Source organism: Diaphorobacter sp. JS3051 (assembly GCF_015832135.1).
GTDB classification, from domain to species: Bacteria; Pseudomonadota; Gammaproteobacteria; order Burkholderiales; family Burkholderiaceae_C; genus Diaphorobacter; species Diaphorobacter nitroreducens.
In genome coordinates, this window is the sequence record NZ_CP065406.1 from 1,525,513 (window position 1) to 1,539,672 (window position 14,160).

Annotated in this window: 20 protein-coding genes; 18 read left to right on the forward strand and 2 right to left on the reverse strand. The window is 57.6% G+C overall.

The features are described 5' to 3' along the window. Positions 1-11 precede the first annotated feature (11 nt). The 17 genes from I3K84_RS07215 (at position 12) to I3K84_RS07295 (ending at position 9,811) form a co-directional block, all read left to right on the forward strand. Positions 12-296, forward strand: a complete 285-nt coding sequence (locus I3K84_RS07215) for a DUF1010 domain-containing protein (protein ID WP_125958935.1) — start codon at positions 12-14, stop codon at positions 294-296. A 30-nt stretch (positions 297-326) separates the two neighbouring features. Next, a complete protein-coding gene (locus I3K84_RS07220) occupies positions 327-626 on the forward strand; it encodes a DUF1010 domain-containing protein (RefSeq protein ID WP_172208902.1) in 300 nt (99 codons plus the stop codon). Between the two features lie 16 nt (positions 627-642). After that, positions 643-888 (forward strand): DUF1010 domain-containing protein, encoded by a 246-nt coding sequence (locus tag I3K84_RS07225; RefSeq protein ID WP_196995793.1) that lies wholly within the window; start codon positions 643-645, stop codon positions 886-888. A gap of 14 nt (positions 889-902) precedes the next feature. After that, positions 903-1,418, forward strand: coding sequence for a DUF413 domain-containing protein (gene maoP / locus I3K84_RS07230; RefSeq protein ID WP_196995794.1), 516 nt, complete (start codon positions 903-905; stop codon positions 1,416-1,418). A gap of 101 nt (positions 1,419-1,519) precedes the next feature. After that, complete coding sequence (locus I3K84_RS07235) at positions 1,520-1,900, forward strand: hypothetical protein (RefSeq protein WP_196995795.1); 381 nt, start codon at positions 1,520-1,522, stop codon at positions 1,898-1,900. A gap of 2 nt (positions 1,901-1,902) precedes the next feature. Beyond that, positions 1,903-2,337, forward strand: a complete 435-nt coding sequence (locus I3K84_RS07240) for a hypothetical protein (protein ID WP_196995796.1) — start codon at positions 1,903-1,905, stop codon at positions 2,335-2,337. Positions 2,338-2,424: 87 nt separating this feature from the next. Next, entirely contained in the window at positions 2,425-3,687 is a 1,263-nt protein-coding gene (locus I3K84_RS07245; RefSeq protein WP_196995797.1) for a hypothetical protein, read from the forward strand. Between the two features lie 101 nt (positions 3,688-3,788). Then, positions 3,789-4,109: a hypothetical protein gene (locus I3K84_RS07250; RefSeq protein ID WP_196995798.1), complete on the forward strand. Its 321-nt coding sequence runs from the start codon at positions 3,789-3,791 to the stop codon at positions 4,107-4,109. 1 nt (position 4,110) lies between these two features. Next, positions 4,111-4,383 (forward strand): hypothetical protein, encoded by a 273-nt coding sequence (locus tag I3K84_RS07255; RefSeq protein WP_196995799.1) that lies wholly within the window; start codon positions 4,111-4,113, stop codon positions 4,381-4,383. A gap of 75 nt (positions 4,384-4,458) precedes the next feature. Further along, positions 4,459-4,746: a DUF1010 domain-containing protein gene (locus I3K84_RS07260; RefSeq protein ID WP_231403426.1), complete on the forward strand. Its 288-nt coding sequence runs from the start codon at positions 4,459-4,461 to the stop codon at positions 4,744-4,746. 12 nt (positions 4,747-4,758) lie between these two features. Further along, positions 4,759-6,069, forward strand: coding sequence for a DNA cytosine methyltransferase (locus tag I3K84_RS07265; protein ID WP_196995800.1), 1,311 nt, complete (start codon positions 4,759-4,761; stop codon positions 6,067-6,069). Continuing rightward, positions 6,066-7,196: a hypothetical protein gene (locus I3K84_RS07270; protein WP_196995801.1), complete on the forward strand. Its 1,131-nt coding sequence runs from the start codon at positions 6,066-6,068 to the stop codon at positions 7,194-7,196. Before I3K84_RS07265 ends, I3K84_RS07270 begins: the two co-directional genes overlap by 4 nt. Positions 7,197-7,309: 113 nt before the next feature. After that, entirely contained in the window at positions 7,310-7,537 is a 228-nt protein-coding gene (locus I3K84_RS07275) for a hypothetical protein (RefSeq protein WP_196994815.1), read from the forward strand. Between the two features lie 81 nt (positions 7,538-7,618). Next, positions 7,619-8,209: a hypothetical protein gene (locus I3K84_RS07280; protein ID WP_011807064.1), complete on the forward strand. Its 591-nt coding sequence runs from the start codon at positions 7,619-7,621 to the stop codon at positions 8,207-8,209. A 78-nt stretch (positions 8,210-8,287) separates the two neighbouring features. Continuing rightward, positions 8,288-8,527 carry a hypothetical protein gene (locus tag I3K84_RS07285; protein ID WP_135147903.1) on the forward strand — a complete coding sequence of 80 codons (240 nt, stop codon included), beginning with the start codon at positions 8,288-8,290 and terminating at the stop codon, positions 8,525-8,527. A 229-nt stretch (positions 8,528-8,756) separates the two neighbouring features. Next, entirely contained in the window at positions 8,757-9,146 is a 390-nt protein-coding gene (locus tag I3K84_RS07290; protein ID WP_135147904.1) for a DUF488 domain-containing protein, read from the forward strand. Further along, entirely contained in the window at positions 9,146-9,811 is a 666-nt protein-coding gene (locus I3K84_RS07295) for a uracil-DNA glycosylase family protein (RefSeq protein WP_196995802.1), read from the forward strand. The genes I3K84_RS07290 and I3K84_RS07295 overlap by 1 nt, the downstream gene beginning before the upstream one ends. A 60-nt stretch (positions 9,812-9,871) precedes the next feature. Here the strand turns inward: I3K84_RS07295 and lolA are convergent, their stop codons facing one another. Together lolA and I3K84_RS07305 are read right to left on the reverse strand one after the other, a co-directional pair. Continuing rightward, a complete protein-coding gene (lolA, locus tag I3K84_RS07300; RefSeq protein ID WP_370567798.1) occupies positions 9,872-10,510 on the reverse strand; it encodes an outer membrane lipoprotein chaperone LolA in 639 nt (212 codons plus the stop codon). Positions 10,511-10,565: 55 nt separating this feature from the next. Continuing rightward, positions 10,566-12,896 carry a DNA translocase FtsK gene (locus I3K84_RS07305; RefSeq protein WP_196995804.1) on the reverse strand — a complete coding sequence of 777 codons (2,331 nt, stop codon included), beginning with the start codon at positions 12,894-12,896 and terminating at the stop codon, positions 10,566-10,568. Between the two features lie 292 nt (positions 12,897-13,188). Here I3K84_RS07305 and trxB point away from each other — a divergent pair, with 292 nt between their 5' ends. Beyond that, positions 13,189-14,142 carry a thioredoxin-disulfide reductase gene (gene trxB, locus I3K84_RS07310; RefSeq protein WP_011806494.1) on the forward strand — a complete coding sequence of 318 codons (954 nt, stop codon included), beginning with the start codon at positions 13,189-13,191 and terminating at the stop codon, positions 14,140-14,142. The last annotated feature ends 18 nt before the right edge of the window (positions 14,143-14,160 follow it).

Below are 14,160 nucleotides of genomic sequence, written 5' to 3' on the forward strand. Positions count from 1 at the left end.
TATTCCGCTTTATGCAGGCCAGCATTTACTCCAGCGGTTCGCCTTTCTCACAGGTTTCTCCTTTGGGGTTTCGGCGCTGCGCCGGGCTTCGCCTGCATTCGCCGCGCAAGTTTCAAGCCTTTTTGGCCTCTAGCCCTTGTTCAGCAAGCGCTGCCAGCTATCATTCTTGCAGCGTTGCGCCGCTCCCGAGGCCCAGCGCTTTTTCCTGGGCCGCACCCGTCTTTAAGTTTGGGCGCTCCCTTCTGGCCTTCGGGTCTAACTATTCGTCGCAGCCGACCGCCTACGGCGGCGGCTGAACTCAGGGCGTTAGGCCCATCACCCGCTTTATGCAGGCCGCTATTTATTCCAGCGCTTCGCCTTTCTCAAAGGTTTCTCCTTTGGGGTTTAGGCCGTCCGCGGGGCTTCGCCTGCATGCGCTGCGCCAATTTGCAGCCTTTTTGGCCTCCAGCGCTTGCCAGTCAAGCGCTACCAGCTATCTTTATTGCAGCGCTGCGCCGCTTCCGTGGCGCAGCGCTTTTTCGTGGGCCGCGCCCTTCTTCAAGTCAGGGCGTTCCCTTTTGGCCTTCGGGTCTAACCCTGCGTTCAAGCCGACCCGCCTACGGCGGGCGGCTTACCTTGGCCGTTAGTCCCATCCCCCGCTTTATGCGCGCAGCCACTTGTTCCAGCGCTCGGCCCTGTTCCAAAGGCTTTCTAGCCTTTTTGGCCTCCAGCGCTTGCCAGCCAAGCGCCACCAGCTATCATTCTTGCAGCGCTGCGCCGCTTCCGTGGCCCAGCGCTTTTTCGTGGGCTGCGCCCTTGTTCAAGTCCGGGCGCTCCCTTTTGGCCTTCGGGTCTAACCCGGCGTTCAAGCCGACCCGCCTACGGCCGGCGGCTTACCTTGGGCGTTAGCTATCAGAGGCAAGATGAGAGATTTTTCAGAGTTCGGCGAATACCTTAGCGAAGAAGGGCACCAGTTTCTTTCCAAATGGGGCATCAAACTACTTGGCCTATATGAGGGAAGAATGGAACCAAGCCGCCCAAACGAACGGCAATTCGTCGATGCTTACAAAAGCGGTAAGCGCCCCGAAGGAACATCTGAAGTAATTTGGTTTAATATTATCGCCATCAACCAGCTAATAGAAAAGTGCGCATCCCTGGAGTCTCATCTTGAAAATGAAAAACTACGAATAAAAGGTCTTGTAGCGCGGATAAATAATCAAGAGAGCGAGATAGAGAAAAGAGTCGGCCCGCTTAATGTTGAAGTTGATAAATTAAAAGACAACCTTAAAACCTGCTGGGCCAAAATCGATCGATATGAAAAAGAACTAAATATTACAAAACCACAGCCCGTTTTAGATAGCAGAAAAATATGCCCAATCTGCCAAGGAACGGGAGCCATGGGCAACTGCTCACGGTGCGATGGGAATGGTTATATTTAGATTGCATGACATATCCATATTTCAATCTAACCATTCGTCGCAGCCGACCGCCTACGGCGGCGGCTGAACTTATTCGTTAGCCATTTCGACACGGAGCCACTATGAGCCGCACCATTGCACTCTTGATCGCTGTAGCCATCTCACAAACCGCGTGTACCAAGCCACCTGAACCAATTTGCCAGGAACTCGACACGACCATCGACAATAGCATTAGGCAGGTTGCGCTTACCCTTGCGGAGGGTGATGTGTTTGACAAAGGAGCGATGCAACAGGCCGCACGGTACATAGCCGCGAACAACCATCTTCAGGTTATACAGATTAGCCTGAATCTCCAGTCTCAACACAAGTGTCAAATTCGTAAGTCTGTGATTAACCCGCTGATATACAAGTCCGAAGCGCTCAAATGCCTCACTGCGACTATCGGCGAAAAGAAAGACAACGCAGCCGCACTGTGCGACATCAAAAACTGGAAGGGAGACTAAAGATGAGTGACACAAGCAACAGCACAGACAACGACAACAACAACCATCCGCCCTCGAAGAAGATCGAGAATTCAATCATTGGCGTCGCAATCGCCGGTGGTTCAGCCGCCTCGGCTGCGGGAGTTGTCGCAGCAGGTGCATCAGCGACTGGAACAATCAGCGCTGTTGGCGCTGCCATAGGCGGTGTCGCCGGGGGAGTTTTTGGTTCTGGTGTCGGCTTGGCAACCGGCGGCGTAGGTATGGCAGCCACAGTTCCATTCGCCACGGCTGGTGCAGCCATTGGTGGCTGGGCTGGCCCCGCGCTGGCAGTTCTGGGCATCGGTACAGCTCCAGCATGGGCGGTGCCCGCTGCAATTGGCGGTGGTGTAGTTGCGGCAGGCGGCATTGCCGTAGCTGCCTACAAGCTGGTCAAAGCTCGCGGAAAGAAAAATGGCTAACACTGCGCTCCAAGGGACGCGCCGCAAGCGGCGCGCCCCTGAGCTTGGACGTTAGCGCCTACTTCAACATTGGGAGGTATCACAGAAATGAAATTTCTAGCCATCACAACAATTCTCAGCTTGTCCGCGTTTTTGTCCGCATGCGCCACCTATCCACAAAGCCGCGAAGACCAAGCGACATACCATGCGAGCGAAGCAAGGTCAGCAATTTCGAAGGGTGACAGCACCAACGCAGCCAATCAAATCGATGTCGCCCTTACTCGACCAACAGGCGATGCAAAGATCAAGGAGTTGTTCGCCAGCTATCCAAAGGGTCGAGACTACTACTTGGCATATCTGGAAAAATCGATTGTTGAAGTTTCGAGCGCATATCAAGCGGCGGCTGCATTCGAAAAGCTATCAACTGTTAAATCCGCTGGAATTCTTCCCGAAGATCAAGTGCGCGAACTCTTTACAAAACTAATGAAAGTGGTCACCGACGGCAATACCACCGGCTCAGTGCCGTTTGATCTTGGTGACAAAATCGATCTTTTCCCGGAACTCAAATCCCCCGCGCACCAGCAGATCATAGTCAATCGATCAATCAAGAATCTTCAAGGCAATGGCTCTGGAAGTCGGCCAGTTTCAGCCTTGGTTGAGTACGTCCAGCGGATCGGAATAGATTCTGTGGAAGGGAAAAGAATTGAATCTCTACTACCCTCAATGAATATCCGACGCGATGAGCTTGATGCGGTAGCAAAAGTATTTCCAAAGTTTGCCGCAGCCAGAAAGGAAGAAATAACTGCGCGCGTCTTCTTACAAGTCAAGAATGGAGATCGCTTACTCAGTGAGGACCTTCTTCAGACATTGCGTAGCAGAGTTCGTGGAGTTGAATGGGTTCCGTCTGTCGGCCCTAAGATAACTACATTGGTTATCGAACGGTTGCGAAACGATGAGAAGACCTTGCCTGAACGATCACAAACCATCACCTATGCACAGCACGAGGTTAATCTTCTAAGCGCTGCACTCCTGATGCCGCGCAATGCTTCGTATCTCTATGAGGTCGTATCTGGGGGCGCAGAGATTGAGTACGGCTATGTGGTTTCTGCAGTCGCAGACGGCAAGACGATCTATGACGAAGTTATCCGCGGAAAGGTTGGCGGTGAATATCGCCGCTGCCAAAACGCGAGAATTCAAAATGTATTTGGTGGTGTCAGTTCAGCGGGCTTCGTCGCAAACGACGATATGCAACAGCGATGCGCCGGCCCCAGTTCGGCGTCAATAGATGAGCTTCGTAAAGAGATATTCTCAAAAGTGGTGGATGGTGTGTTGAAGGTTCCCCCAATCAAAGTTGCTCACGAGCTTAATTAGCCGACTTGTCTTGGCTCACGGCGCTAACAAATCATTCCACCGGACGCTGCGCGATAAAGCCGCGCAGCGCCGGTGAATTCAGACGTTAGCATGGAGGAAAAATGAGCGATCGACTGTTATTAACGGAAGATGAAAATTTTTTCTTTGTGATATCCCGATCCAGAGAGTTGGCTGCTCAATTCAACGAAACCGTAGATATTAAAAGAACAGATATGGGTTGGGCGATTTTCGTATCACTAAACGTCTACGAATCGATCAATTCTAATGAATATGACGAAAGTGATGATGACGCGTACTATGAAGATCCATATTCATACGAAGACCCCCACGAAGATGAGCGCAGGTTGCTGACAGAAGAACTAACAGAAGATCAAGAATCATGGGCAAGATCAGAAGAGGATGGATGGTACTATGAAGATTGACATGACCGATGAAGAACAACATAGAGAATATATGCAACTTATCGTAGATGCGGCAAATTGCAAGTTTGGCAAAAGCATTCATACGGAAGCCCAACTACAGGAGCGCCTAATCCAAATGATTAAAAACCATAATTCATACGCAAACCAAGCCATATCTCGATTTGTCAAATTAAACTCACCATCAAAATTCAAACGGAATACGATATGGGATGGACTCAATGACAACGACGTGGCGCAAGGGGTGGCCAAGCACTTCTGGGAAGTAGTTTCATAATTCGCTAACATGTCGTCGCAGCCGACCGCCTACGGCGGCGGCTGAACTCAGTGCGTTAGGCCCATCACCCGTTCTATGCGCGCAGCCACTTATTTCAGCGCTCGGCCCTGTTCCAAAGGCTTATCTGTCTTTTTGGCCTCCAGCGCTTGCCAGCCAAGCACCACCAGCTATCATTCCTGCAGTGCTGCGCCGCTTCCGTGGCCCAGCGGTTTTTCGTGGGCCGCGCCCTTCTTCAAGGCAGGGCGCTCCCTTTTGGCCTTCGGGTCTAACTCTGCGGTCAAGCGGACGGCTTCGCCGCCGCTTACCTTGGCTGTTAGGGGGCGCGAACATGCTTGTACGGTATTTACAGGAAACCCCAGGTAGTCACAAACAATCATGCTAATCGCGAACACGAAGTCAGATTCAGTTTTATCCCTTTTCTCGGGAGCCGGTGGCTTCTCTTATGGTTTTGCCAACGCAGGGCTACTGCCGATTTGCGGTGCAGAAATCAATAAGGATGCTTGCGCCACATACGAAGAAAATATCGGAAGCACTTGCCACAATGTTGATCTTTCGGCTGTTGAGCCAAATTTCTTCCGGGAACTCTTGGGTGCAAAGGAACCCTTCGCAGTGATTGGAGGCCCCCCATGCCAAGGATTTAGCACTGCTGGGGCGCGTGACGCACAAGACCCACGCAATCGATTGATCTTCAATTATCTTCGAATAGTCGCAGAAGTCCGCCCAAGGTGGTTTATTTTTGAGAATGTTGAGGGCCTACTCACTTCAGGTCATGGCGCGGATGTTTTTGCCTTAGTTCGTGAATTCTTGGCGCTTGGTTACTCGGTGCGAGTTCACAAGGCCAACCTTGCTGCCTATGGTGTTCCGCAGACGCGAAAGCGCGTGCTAATCATCGGCAATCGCTTGGGTGTGGATTTTAGCCTGCCCGACGAGACTTACTCGTACGACTCGGGCAAGTCTAAGAAACCGAGCACTAAGCCGTTCGCGCCCACACTTGATCAAGCGCTTGCAGGGCTTGGTGTCGCTGCACGATCACGCTCGGCGACAGTACCCTACTTAACTACAGATGCGGCTAATTCCTTCGACCAATTAATGCGTGCTGAAAACACCATCGGAAACGTCACAGAGCATTTTCATTCAACAGTCGCTAAAGATGAAGAACTGTACTCGTTGCTTAAACCAGGGCAGACCATGAAAGACTTGCCTGAAGAGTATCAACATGACAGCTTTAAGCGACGTGCGTTTCGTCGTGTCATGGATGGAACCCCTTCCGAGAAGCGAGGTGGCGCACCTTCAGGCATTAAGAGACTACATGGGAACTTACAGAGCCTCACTATCACTGGAGCGGCACCACGGGAATTTATTCACCCGCACGAACACAGACCTCTGACCATTCGTGAATGTGCGCGAATACAAACTTTTCCAGACCACTATCGATTCCATGGCAATGCTGCAAGTGTTACACAACAAATTGGAAATGCCGTGCCTCCTCTAGCGGCTACAGCAATTGCTAGGCATCTACAAGAAATTGATGGTGCATTTGGTTCCGGCATTCAAACACCATCTTGTAGATCAGAACCTCGTCTACTTGGTTTTGTGTTGACCGAAGCCACTGGCATGAGCGAAGCACTTCAGAAAACCGAACGCATGCTCAATAGCCTCCTGCAACAAGAACTGGACCTTGCATGAAAAATTCCCCTCCTAAACTCGATGCTGAGGAATCCAAACTCCTTACGAAGGTCATGACACTAGGAACTGCTACAAATCTTCCAGTGGTCATGACGCCAAGTGAATTGGTGAAATTAATTGGCGTTGTTTATCGCGACACTGGCAGGACTGAGCAACTTGATAAAGTATACCCAGGAACTTCCGCGAAAATCATGCCGCATCATGACTACTACTCAGTTCCAGATGATTGGTTCATAGAGCCTATTCAACTCGATGAGTTCGAGCATGTTGAACTTATGCGTCTTGGCGCTAAACAGATACCAGACTTCGTGACCTATCTTCGGTGTCTTTCGGAACTTCACAAGCGCCGACGCAAGTACGCAATGATCCTTTCTGCGCAGCCAATGCCGACGATGGTTCAAGTATCACCACGCGCACTGGTTGAGTATGGTCGTCTAAATACAGAGGCGCTCGCGTCATGGCTCACGTGGCGAAAATTCTTCTACGATCTTGATAATCGTTCTGCACAAGAAACTGGTTATCTTTTTGAACCCGTCCTTGCTGCTGCCATTGGCGGTGAGCCAAAGGGCGCTCGGGCCAAAGTTGTGAAGCGCACCGATGATCACAGTAAAGGGCGGCAGGTTGATTGTTGGAAAATCAGGCCTGACGGCAAACCACTTGCTTACGAATTCAAGCTTCGCGTGACTATTGCAGCAAGTGGGCAAGGCAGATTCGGTGAAGAACTTCAGTTTGCAGAGGACTGCGCTAACTCGGGAGCTATCCCTGTACTCGTTGTCCTTGATCCCACGCCAAACCCCAGACTTCGCGACCTGCAAGCTGAGTTCGAGGCAAAGGGTGGACATGCGTACATCGGCGATGCCGCATGGGCACATCTCGAAGAAGAAGCTGGCGGCATCATGGCAACATTCATCGAACGGTACGTTCGGACACCGATCTCTGCAATTTCTTCATTCGAAGTCGAGGTGGATGGAGACACAGATCGAAAGCGACTTAGGTTGCTTGACCTTGAGGCACGCATGGTTGAAGGCGATATCATCTTCAAAATCGGGGAGCACGAACGATTGATTGCGCGGGTTGAGGACGCAACTCTTTCGGATGATGGATCAACGCCGAATGACGAACAGTAGAGAATCGCACGCGTGTTTAATCGGTAAGCGCCCCCTAACAACGCGTTCAACGCGGACGCGCCAAAAGCGGCGCGCCGGTTAACGCGAACGTTAGTCATTACAGAAAGGAAAACATGGATACCAAAGCAGAAGCACCCAAGAAGAACAACGTCAACTCATTCCGTCCAAAAAAAGTTGCCGATCATGAAATTATTGATTCAGAAGGAAAAGTAGTCGGACATATCCGAGTGAAACCAAGCGGTGTACTTTGGTCACCGAAAAATGGCAAAGATTGGTTTGGTGTATCCCTTGCTGAGTTCGCGGCATTTCTTGAAAATAACGGGAAAAAGCAGAAAAAATAGGCTGTCTAACATTTCGGTCAAGCCGACCCGCCTACGGCGGTCGGCTTACCTCGCCCGTTAGGCATTAATTGAGAGGCTCCCATGCTGAAGCAACTTCTTGATCGCGCATGGTCGGGCGGCACCAGTCCGCACGACTCCGAAATTTATGCCTTGATCCACAAAGAGCTTTCATCTGGAGGAATGGATGCCGGTCTGTGGACGAAAGCGATTGCCGTTTCTGATGGAAACAACGAAAAAGCAAAATCTCGTTATATCGAAATGCGAGCAAATGCTTTACGCAAAGCGCGCAAGCAAGTACAGGACTTTGCAAAACAGACTCAGCGCGAACAACGCGCGATTGAAAGGCAGAACGCGGAACAAGAGAGACTGCGCCAGGAGTTAAACTCTCTGAAACAAAGAGAAGCTTCTATTGACAGCAAATTGTGGCGTGAGTTTACATCTCCCGACGCAAAGAAAAGAAAACGAAAAAAACAACTTCGAAACACGGTGGTTTTTATCGCTTTGTCGTTGGGAATTTATTTCTTATCCACAGACGAAGGTCTCGCTATCGTTGCCATAACTTTCGCCTTCTTCTTCTGGATCTTAAGTCTCGCCACCTACGGAAAGTATGAATTAGAAAATGAACTAAAAAGCATCAGGTCTCGTATAGTCGGCCTTGGTGGGAATGCCTAACATTTCGTCGCAGCCGACCGGCTTCGCCGGCGGCTGAACTCAGGCGTTAGCACCGAAGAAAAACAATTTATTTCGCCCATGCATCTGAGCTTTGATCAAGAGCCCGAATTACGAAACGCCTGGCTTTCCCGCTACGCAGCATTTACGACCTCTTCGGGCGTAGACCCTGCGAAGGCTCAGCTGGTGCGAGCAATAGGTGAGCGGCTGGAAATCCTGTCGCCGATGCAGGACGAAGAACTGATGCGCAAAGCCGGCTTCAAGCGCGTTTCCTTGTTCTACGCCGCTTTTACGTTCCGCGGGTGGGTAGCGTATGCCTAACAATTGGCATGGCTGGGGCTGCCTGACCAATTGGACAAGCCGACGCCGGCAAACTCCGCTTGCGGCTGCCCTCCGTGCTTCTCGATCCGGCGTGGCTTGCCGCGAGTGTTAGACGTTGGTTCGTGGCAGCAGTCGCGTGCATGCGCTACGCTAGCATGCGTTGCCGCCACTGTGCAGCGCGGCTGAGTTCAGGTGTTAGCTCTTCCTGTCGCCCGTATCTGTACCCACCATGCCCATCCGCATCGTCCGCCTCGGCACTCCCCGCGCACGCGATGAAGGCACGCGCATCGGCACCGTGCGCCGCCCGCCGCGCGGCGTGCCCAAGGAACAGTTCGCGGCGCAGGACTGGTATGACGTGTGGTACCCCAACCTCTCGCCCAGCCCCGAGACCGTCAAGCTCGCCCAGGCCGCGCAGACGCCCAAGGAATGGGCGGCCTTCACCCAGCAGTTCCGCCAGGAGATGGCCACGCCGGAGAACCGCCACACCATCGCGCTGCTGGCCGCGCTGTCGCAGCACAACAATTTCTCGGTGGGCTGTTACTGTGAGGACGAGGCGCGCTGCCACCGCTCGGTGTTGCGCGCGCTGCTGTCCGAAGCCGGCGCACGCATTGCGGACTGATGGCGAAGCCGCCGCGCAACGAATTGCCGGGTCATGCATTGCCACGCAACGGACTGCCGCGCGACGACACACGCCGCGACGAGCCGCTGGACGCGCTGCTGCGCCGCGTGCGCGCCTGCACGATCTGCGCCCCCTTCCTGCCGCTGGGCCCACACCCCGTGCTGCAGGCCGATGCACGCGCGCGCCTGCTGATCGTGGGGCAGGCACCGGGGCGCAAGGTGCATGCCTCGGGCATCCCCTTCGATGACGCGAGCGGCGAGCGCCTGCGCACGTGGCTGGGGCTGACACGCGAGACTTTCTATGACCCGGCGCGCGTGGCCATCGTGCCGATGGGCTTTTGCTATCCGGGCCGTGGCGCCTCGGGCGATGCACCGCCCCGTCCCGAATGCGCTCCCGCGTGGCGTGTGCCGCTGCTGGCGCGGCTGCCGAACATCGCGCTGACCGTGGCCGTGGGCCAATACGCGCTGGCCTGGCATCTGGCCGCGTGCCGCGGGCAGCCGCTGGGGGAAACCGTGCGCGGCACCTGCACCCTGCCGGATGCGCCCGTCCTGGCCCTGCCGCACCCCAGCCCGCGCAACAACGGTTGGCTCAAGCGCCACCCGTGGTTCGAGTCCGAGTTGCTGCCGCTGGTGCGGGCACGCGTGGCGACCGTGCTGGCGGTTTAGAGCAAAACAGGGCTCTAGCGCTTACCCTATAAGCGCTAGCAGCTATCGAAACAGAAGCATTTACTGCGAAAGCACATCCGCCCCCGCAGGCGGCTTGAACTGGAAGGTGCCTGCCGGCAGCGCCGGGTTGAGCTGCATGCCGGTGAAGCGGATCAGCGAGCGCTGCCCAAAGCTGTCCAGGATGTCCAGCGCCGCCAGTTGCTCCCCCGCGAAGCCCACGCGCACGCTCTTGAGCTGGCCGTCCTTGGCCTTGGGCGTAGCCAGCACCCACTGCAGGCCGTCCTGCTCGGGCGCCGACTCCAGCGCGAAGTCGGCGCGCAGCGCCGCCAGGTCGGGTGCGGACGCGAGCAGCGCCGCGGGGGTGCTGCCCAGCGCCTTGGATTGCGTGCGCTGGGTCACTTGGTTCAAGTCCGCGTCGTACAGCCACAGGGTCTGCCCATCGGCCACGATGAGCTGCTCGAACGGCTTGCGGTAATGGAATTTGAAGCGCCCTGGACGCTGGAACTCAAAACTGCCGCTGGAGGTCTTGGTGCGGCCCGCCTGGCCGTCCTTGGGCGGCGAGGTCACGGTCTGCGTGAACTCGGACCGGCCGCTCTGGGCGGTCTTCATGAAGGTTTCAAGGCTTTTCAGGCCGTCAGCCCAGGCGCAACCAGCGCCAGCAGCTATCAAAATCGCAGCAAATACTTTCTTCAACACCATTTCTCCATGCAAGCGGTTGCGTGGACAGCGGGCCAGGGAGCGTGCCCAGGCAGCTTTACTCGCTGCGCGCGGGCACCAGCACCTCGCGCTGGCCGCTGGCGGTGAGTGCGCTCACCAGGCCGGCCTTCTCCATGTCTTCGAGCAGGCGCGCGGAGCGGTTGTAGCCAATGCGCAGCTTGCGCTGCACGTAGGAGATGCTGGCCTTGCGGTCTTTCAGCACCACCTCCACGGCCTGGTCGTACATGGGGTCCTTCTCGCCGCCGCCTTCGCCGTCGCCCAGCCCGAAGCCGCTGTCGTCGCCCTCGACGGTACCGCCTTCCAACACCCCTTCGATGTAGTCCGGCTCCCCTTGTTCCTTCAAGTAGCTGACGACGCGGTGCACCTCGTCATCGGAGACGAAGGCGCCGTGCACGCGGATGGGCAGGCCCGTGCCGCTGGCCATGTAGAGCATGTCGCCCATGCCCAGCAAGGCCTCGGCGCCCATCTGGTCCAGGATGGTGCGGCTGTCGATCTTGCTGCTGACCTGGAAAGCGATACGCGTGGGGATGTTGGCCTTGATCAGGCCGGTGATCACGTCCACGCTGGGGCGCTGCGTGGCCAGAATCAAATGGATGCCGGCAGCGCGCGCCTTCTGCGCCAGGCGGGCGATGAGCTCCTCGATCTTCTTGCCCACGACCATCATCAGGTCGGCCAGCTCGTCGATCACCACCACGATGTGCGGCAGTCGCTCCAGCGGCTCCGGGCTCTCCGGTGTGAGGCTGAAGGGGTTGGGGATGTGCTCCTCGCGCGCCTTGGCGTCGTCTATTTTCGTGTTGTAGCCCGCGAGGTTGCGCACGCCCAGCTTGCTCATGAGCTTGTAGCGGCGCTCCATTTCGGCCACGCACCAGTTCAGCCCGTGGGCGGCCTGCTTCATGTCGGTGACCACCGGCGCGAGCAGGTGCGGAATGCCCTCGTAGACCGACATTTCCAGCATCTTGGGGTCGATCATCAGCAGGCGCACGTCGCGCGCCTCGGCCTTGTAGAGCAGCGAGAGGATCATGGCGTTGATCCCCACCGACTTGCCCGAGCCCGTCGTGCCCGCCACCAGCACGTGCGGCATCTTGGCCAGGTCCGCCACCACGGGCGCGCCCACGATGTCCTTGCCCAGGCCCATGGTCAGCAGGCTCTTGGCGTCGTGGTAGACCTGCGAGCCCAGGATCTCCGACAGGCGGATGGTCTGGCGTTTGGCGTTGGGCAGTTCCAGCGCCATGAAGTTCTTGCCAGGAATGGTCTCGATCACGCGGATGGACACCAGCGACAGCGAACGCGCCAGGTCCTTGGCCAGGTTCACGATCTGCGAGCCCTTCACGCCCGTGGCGGGCTCGATCTCGTAGCGCGTGATCACCGGGCCGGGCATGGCGGCCACCACGGTGACGTCCACGCCGAAGTCCTTGAGCTTCTTCTCGATCAGGCGGCTGGTCATCTCCAGCGTCTCGGGCGACACCGTCTCCTGGCGCGCCTGCGCGGCGTCCAGCAGGTCCACCTGCGGCAGGTTGCTGTCGGGCATCTCGCTGAACAGGGGTTTCTGGCGCTCCTTCACCACGCGGGTGCTCTGCACCACATCGGACAGCACGGGCTCGATGATGGTGACAGGCTGCGGGTGCTGCACCTCAATCTCGTGGCGCTCTTCCTGCACCACTTCCTCGCGCTCGCGCGCGGCGCGCCGTCCCACGGCCACGTCCTTGGCCTTCTCGCGCCGCGCCCGGCCGCGCTGCACCAGCGCATCGATGCGCCCACCCAGGCGCTCGGCCAGATGCCCCCAGGAGAAACGGAACACCAGCGCCGCGCCCAGCACGACCACCACCACGCCGGCCAGGCCCGAGCCCGTGAACCCGAGCCAGCGCACGGCCAGCGGCCCCGTCATATAGCCCAGCATGCCGCCCGCATGGCCGGGCAGCAGGGCTTCGAACCGGTACAGCCGCGACCATTCCAGTGCCGTGCTGGCGCACAGCAGCAGCGCCAGTCCGCCCCAGAATACGCCGCGGCGCTGCCACGGCGCGTGGCCTGCGGCGCCATCGCCGCGCATCCAGCGCGCCAGCGACGCAAACCAGGCGCGCACGCCCGCGGCGACGCACCACCAGACGGAAAAGCCCAGCACGAAGTAGCTGCCGTCGGCGAGCCACGCCCCGAGCCTGCCCACCCAATTGGACAGTGGCTGTCCATTGCCCGCACCCGATGTGGACCAGGCCGCATCCTGCGCGGAATAGCTCACGAGGGCCAGCAGCCAGAACACCAGGCCCAGCAGGCCCAGCACCAGGCCGATCTCATGGCCGAAGCGCGCCGCGCCGGTGCGTGGCGCCGACTTGCTGGAGGAAGAAGCGTTCAGGGTGTTGAGGGAGTACGTCATGGGATAAGAGCGCGCAAGCTTACCCCATGCCGACGACGCGTCTGTGCGCCGTGCGCTGCGTGCGGCAGCCCGCCCCAGGCCTGCCGGCTGCCCGCCTTTTTGTCACTGCGCTGCGCCAGCGCAAAGGCCGATACGCCCGCCCCGGCCGTGTTATTCATGGCTTCTTACAATGGCCGCGATTGAAAACCCGACCGCAGGCGCCCGCGCGGACCGGTTGATACTGGGGGGCCCGGCCCCAGGTTCTTACGGGGCACGCCGGTCGCCCGGCATAACAAAACCTTACTTTTCAGCCATGTCCACTACCCAACACGCCAAAGTCATGATCCTCGGCTCCGGCCCGGCGGGCTACACCGCCGCGGTGTACGCCGCGCGCGCCAACCTCAACCCCGTGCTCATCACGGGCCTGGCCCAGGGCGGCCAGCTCATGACCACGACCGAGGTGGACAACTGGCCCGCCGACGTGCACGGCGTGCAGGGCCCCGAGCTGATGCAGCGCTTCCAGGAACATGCCGAGCGCTTCAAGACGCAGATCGTGTTCGACCACATCAGCCAGGTGGACCTGTCCAAGCGCCCCTTCACCCTTACGGGCGACAGTGGCACCTACACCTGCGACTCCCTCATCATCGCCACGGGTGCATCGGCCAAGTACCTGGGCCTGCCCTCCGAGGAAGCCTTCATGGGCAAGGGCGTGTCCGCCTGCGCCACCTGCGACGGCTTCTTCTATCGCGAACAGGACGTGTGCGTGGTCGGCGGCGGCAACACCGCCGTGGAGGAAGCGCTGTACCTGTCCAACATCGCCCGCAAGGTGACGCTGGTACACCGCCGCGACAAGTTCCGCGCCGAGCCCATCCTGATCGACAAGCTCATGGAGAAGGTGGCGGCCGGCAAGATCGAGCTCAAGACCTTCTTCACGCTGGACGAGGTGCTGGGCGACGCCACCGGCGTGACCGGCATCCGCCTCAAGCACACCGAAGACGGCCACACCGAAGACATCGCGCTGCAAGGCTGCTTCATCGCCATCGGCCATGCGCCCAACACCGACATCTTCCAGGGCCAGCTGGCGATGGAAAACGGCTACATCGTGACCCAGGGCGGCCTCAAGGGCTTTGCCACGCAGACCAGCGTGCCGGGCGTGTTCGCCGCCGGCGACGTGCAGGACCATGTGTACCGCCAGGCCATCACCAGCGCCGGCACGGGCTGCATGGCCGCGCTGGACGCGCAGCGCTTCCTGGAACAACAGGAATAACGCACTAAGCCCTGCCCA

Bases quoted from the DNA above. Each gene is read 5' to 3' on its own strand.
- I3K84_RS07265 (WP_196995800.1), top strand. From the start codon at position 4,759: ATGCTAATCGCGAACACGAAGTCAGATTCAGTTTTATCCCTTTTCTCG.
- I3K84_RS07280 (WP_011807064.1), top strand. From the start codon at position 7,619: ATGCTGAAGCAACTTCTTGATCGCGCATGGTCGGGCGGCACCAGTCCG.
- I3K84_RS07250 (WP_196995798.1), top strand. From the start codon at position 3,789: ATGAGCGATCGACTGTTATTAACGGAAGATGAAAATTTTTTCTTTGTG.
- I3K84_RS07220 (WP_172208902.1), top strand. From the start codon at position 327: ATGCAGGCCGCTATTTATTCCAGCGCTTCGCCTTTCTCAAAGGTTTCT.
- I3K84_RS07290 (WP_135147904.1), top strand. From the start codon at position 8,757: ATGCCCATCCGCATCGTCCGCCTCGGCACTCCCCGCGCACGCGATGAA.
- I3K84_RS07260 (WP_231403426.1), top strand. From the start codon at position 4,459: ATGCGCGCAGCCACTTATTTCAGCGCTCGGCCCTGTTCCAAAGGCTTA.
- I3K84_RS07295 (WP_196995802.1), top strand. From the start codon at position 9,146: ATGGCGAAGCCGCCGCGCAACGAATTGCCGGGTCATGCATTGCCACGC.
- I3K84_RS07275 (WP_196994815.1), top strand. From the start codon at position 7,310: ATGGATACCAAAGCAGAAGCACCCAAGAAGAACAACGTCAACTCATTC.
- I3K84_RS07305 (WP_196995804.1), bottom strand. From the start codon at position 12,896: ATGACGTACTCCCTCAACACCCTGAACGCTTCTTCCTCCAGCAAGTCG.
- I3K84_RS07215 (WP_125958935.1), top strand. From the start codon at position 12: ATGCAGGCCAGCATTTACTCCAGCGGTTCGCCTTTCTCACAGGTTTCT.
- I3K84_RS07285 (WP_135147903.1), top strand. From the start codon at position 8,288: ATGCATCTGAGCTTTGATCAAGAGCCCGAATTACGAAACGCCTGGCTT.
- I3K84_RS07235 (WP_196995795.1), top strand. From the start codon at position 1,520: ATGAGCCGCACCATTGCACTCTTGATCGCTGTAGCCATCTCACAAACC.
- I3K84_RS07240 (WP_196995796.1), top strand. From the start codon at position 1,903: ATGAGTGACACAAGCAACAGCACAGACAACGACAACAACAACCATCCG.
- maoP (WP_196995794.1), top strand. From the start codon at position 903: ATGAGAGATTTTTCAGAGTTCGGCGAATACCTTAGCGAAGAAGGGCAC.
- I3K84_RS07245 (WP_196995797.1), top strand. From the start codon at position 2,425: ATGAAATTTCTAGCCATCACAACAATTCTCAGCTTGTCCGCGTTTTTG.
- I3K84_RS07270 (WP_196995801.1), top strand. From the start codon at position 6,066: ATGAAAAATTCCCCTCCTAAACTCGATGCTGAGGAATCCAAACTCCTT.
- I3K84_RS07225 (WP_196995793.1), top strand. From the start codon at position 643: ATGCGCGCAGCCACTTGTTCCAGCGCTCGGCCCTGTTCCAAAGGCTTT.
- trxB (WP_011806494.1), top strand. From the start codon at position 13,189: ATGTCCACTACCCAACACGCCAAAGTCATGATCCTCGGCTCCGGCCCG.
- I3K84_RS07255 (WP_196995799.1), top strand. From the start codon at position 4,111: ATGACCGATGAAGAACAACATAGAGAATATATGCAACTTATCGTAGAT.
- lolA (WP_370567798.1), bottom strand. From the start codon at position 10,510: ATGGTGTTGAAGAAAGTATTTGCTGCGATTTTGATAGCTGCTGGCGCT.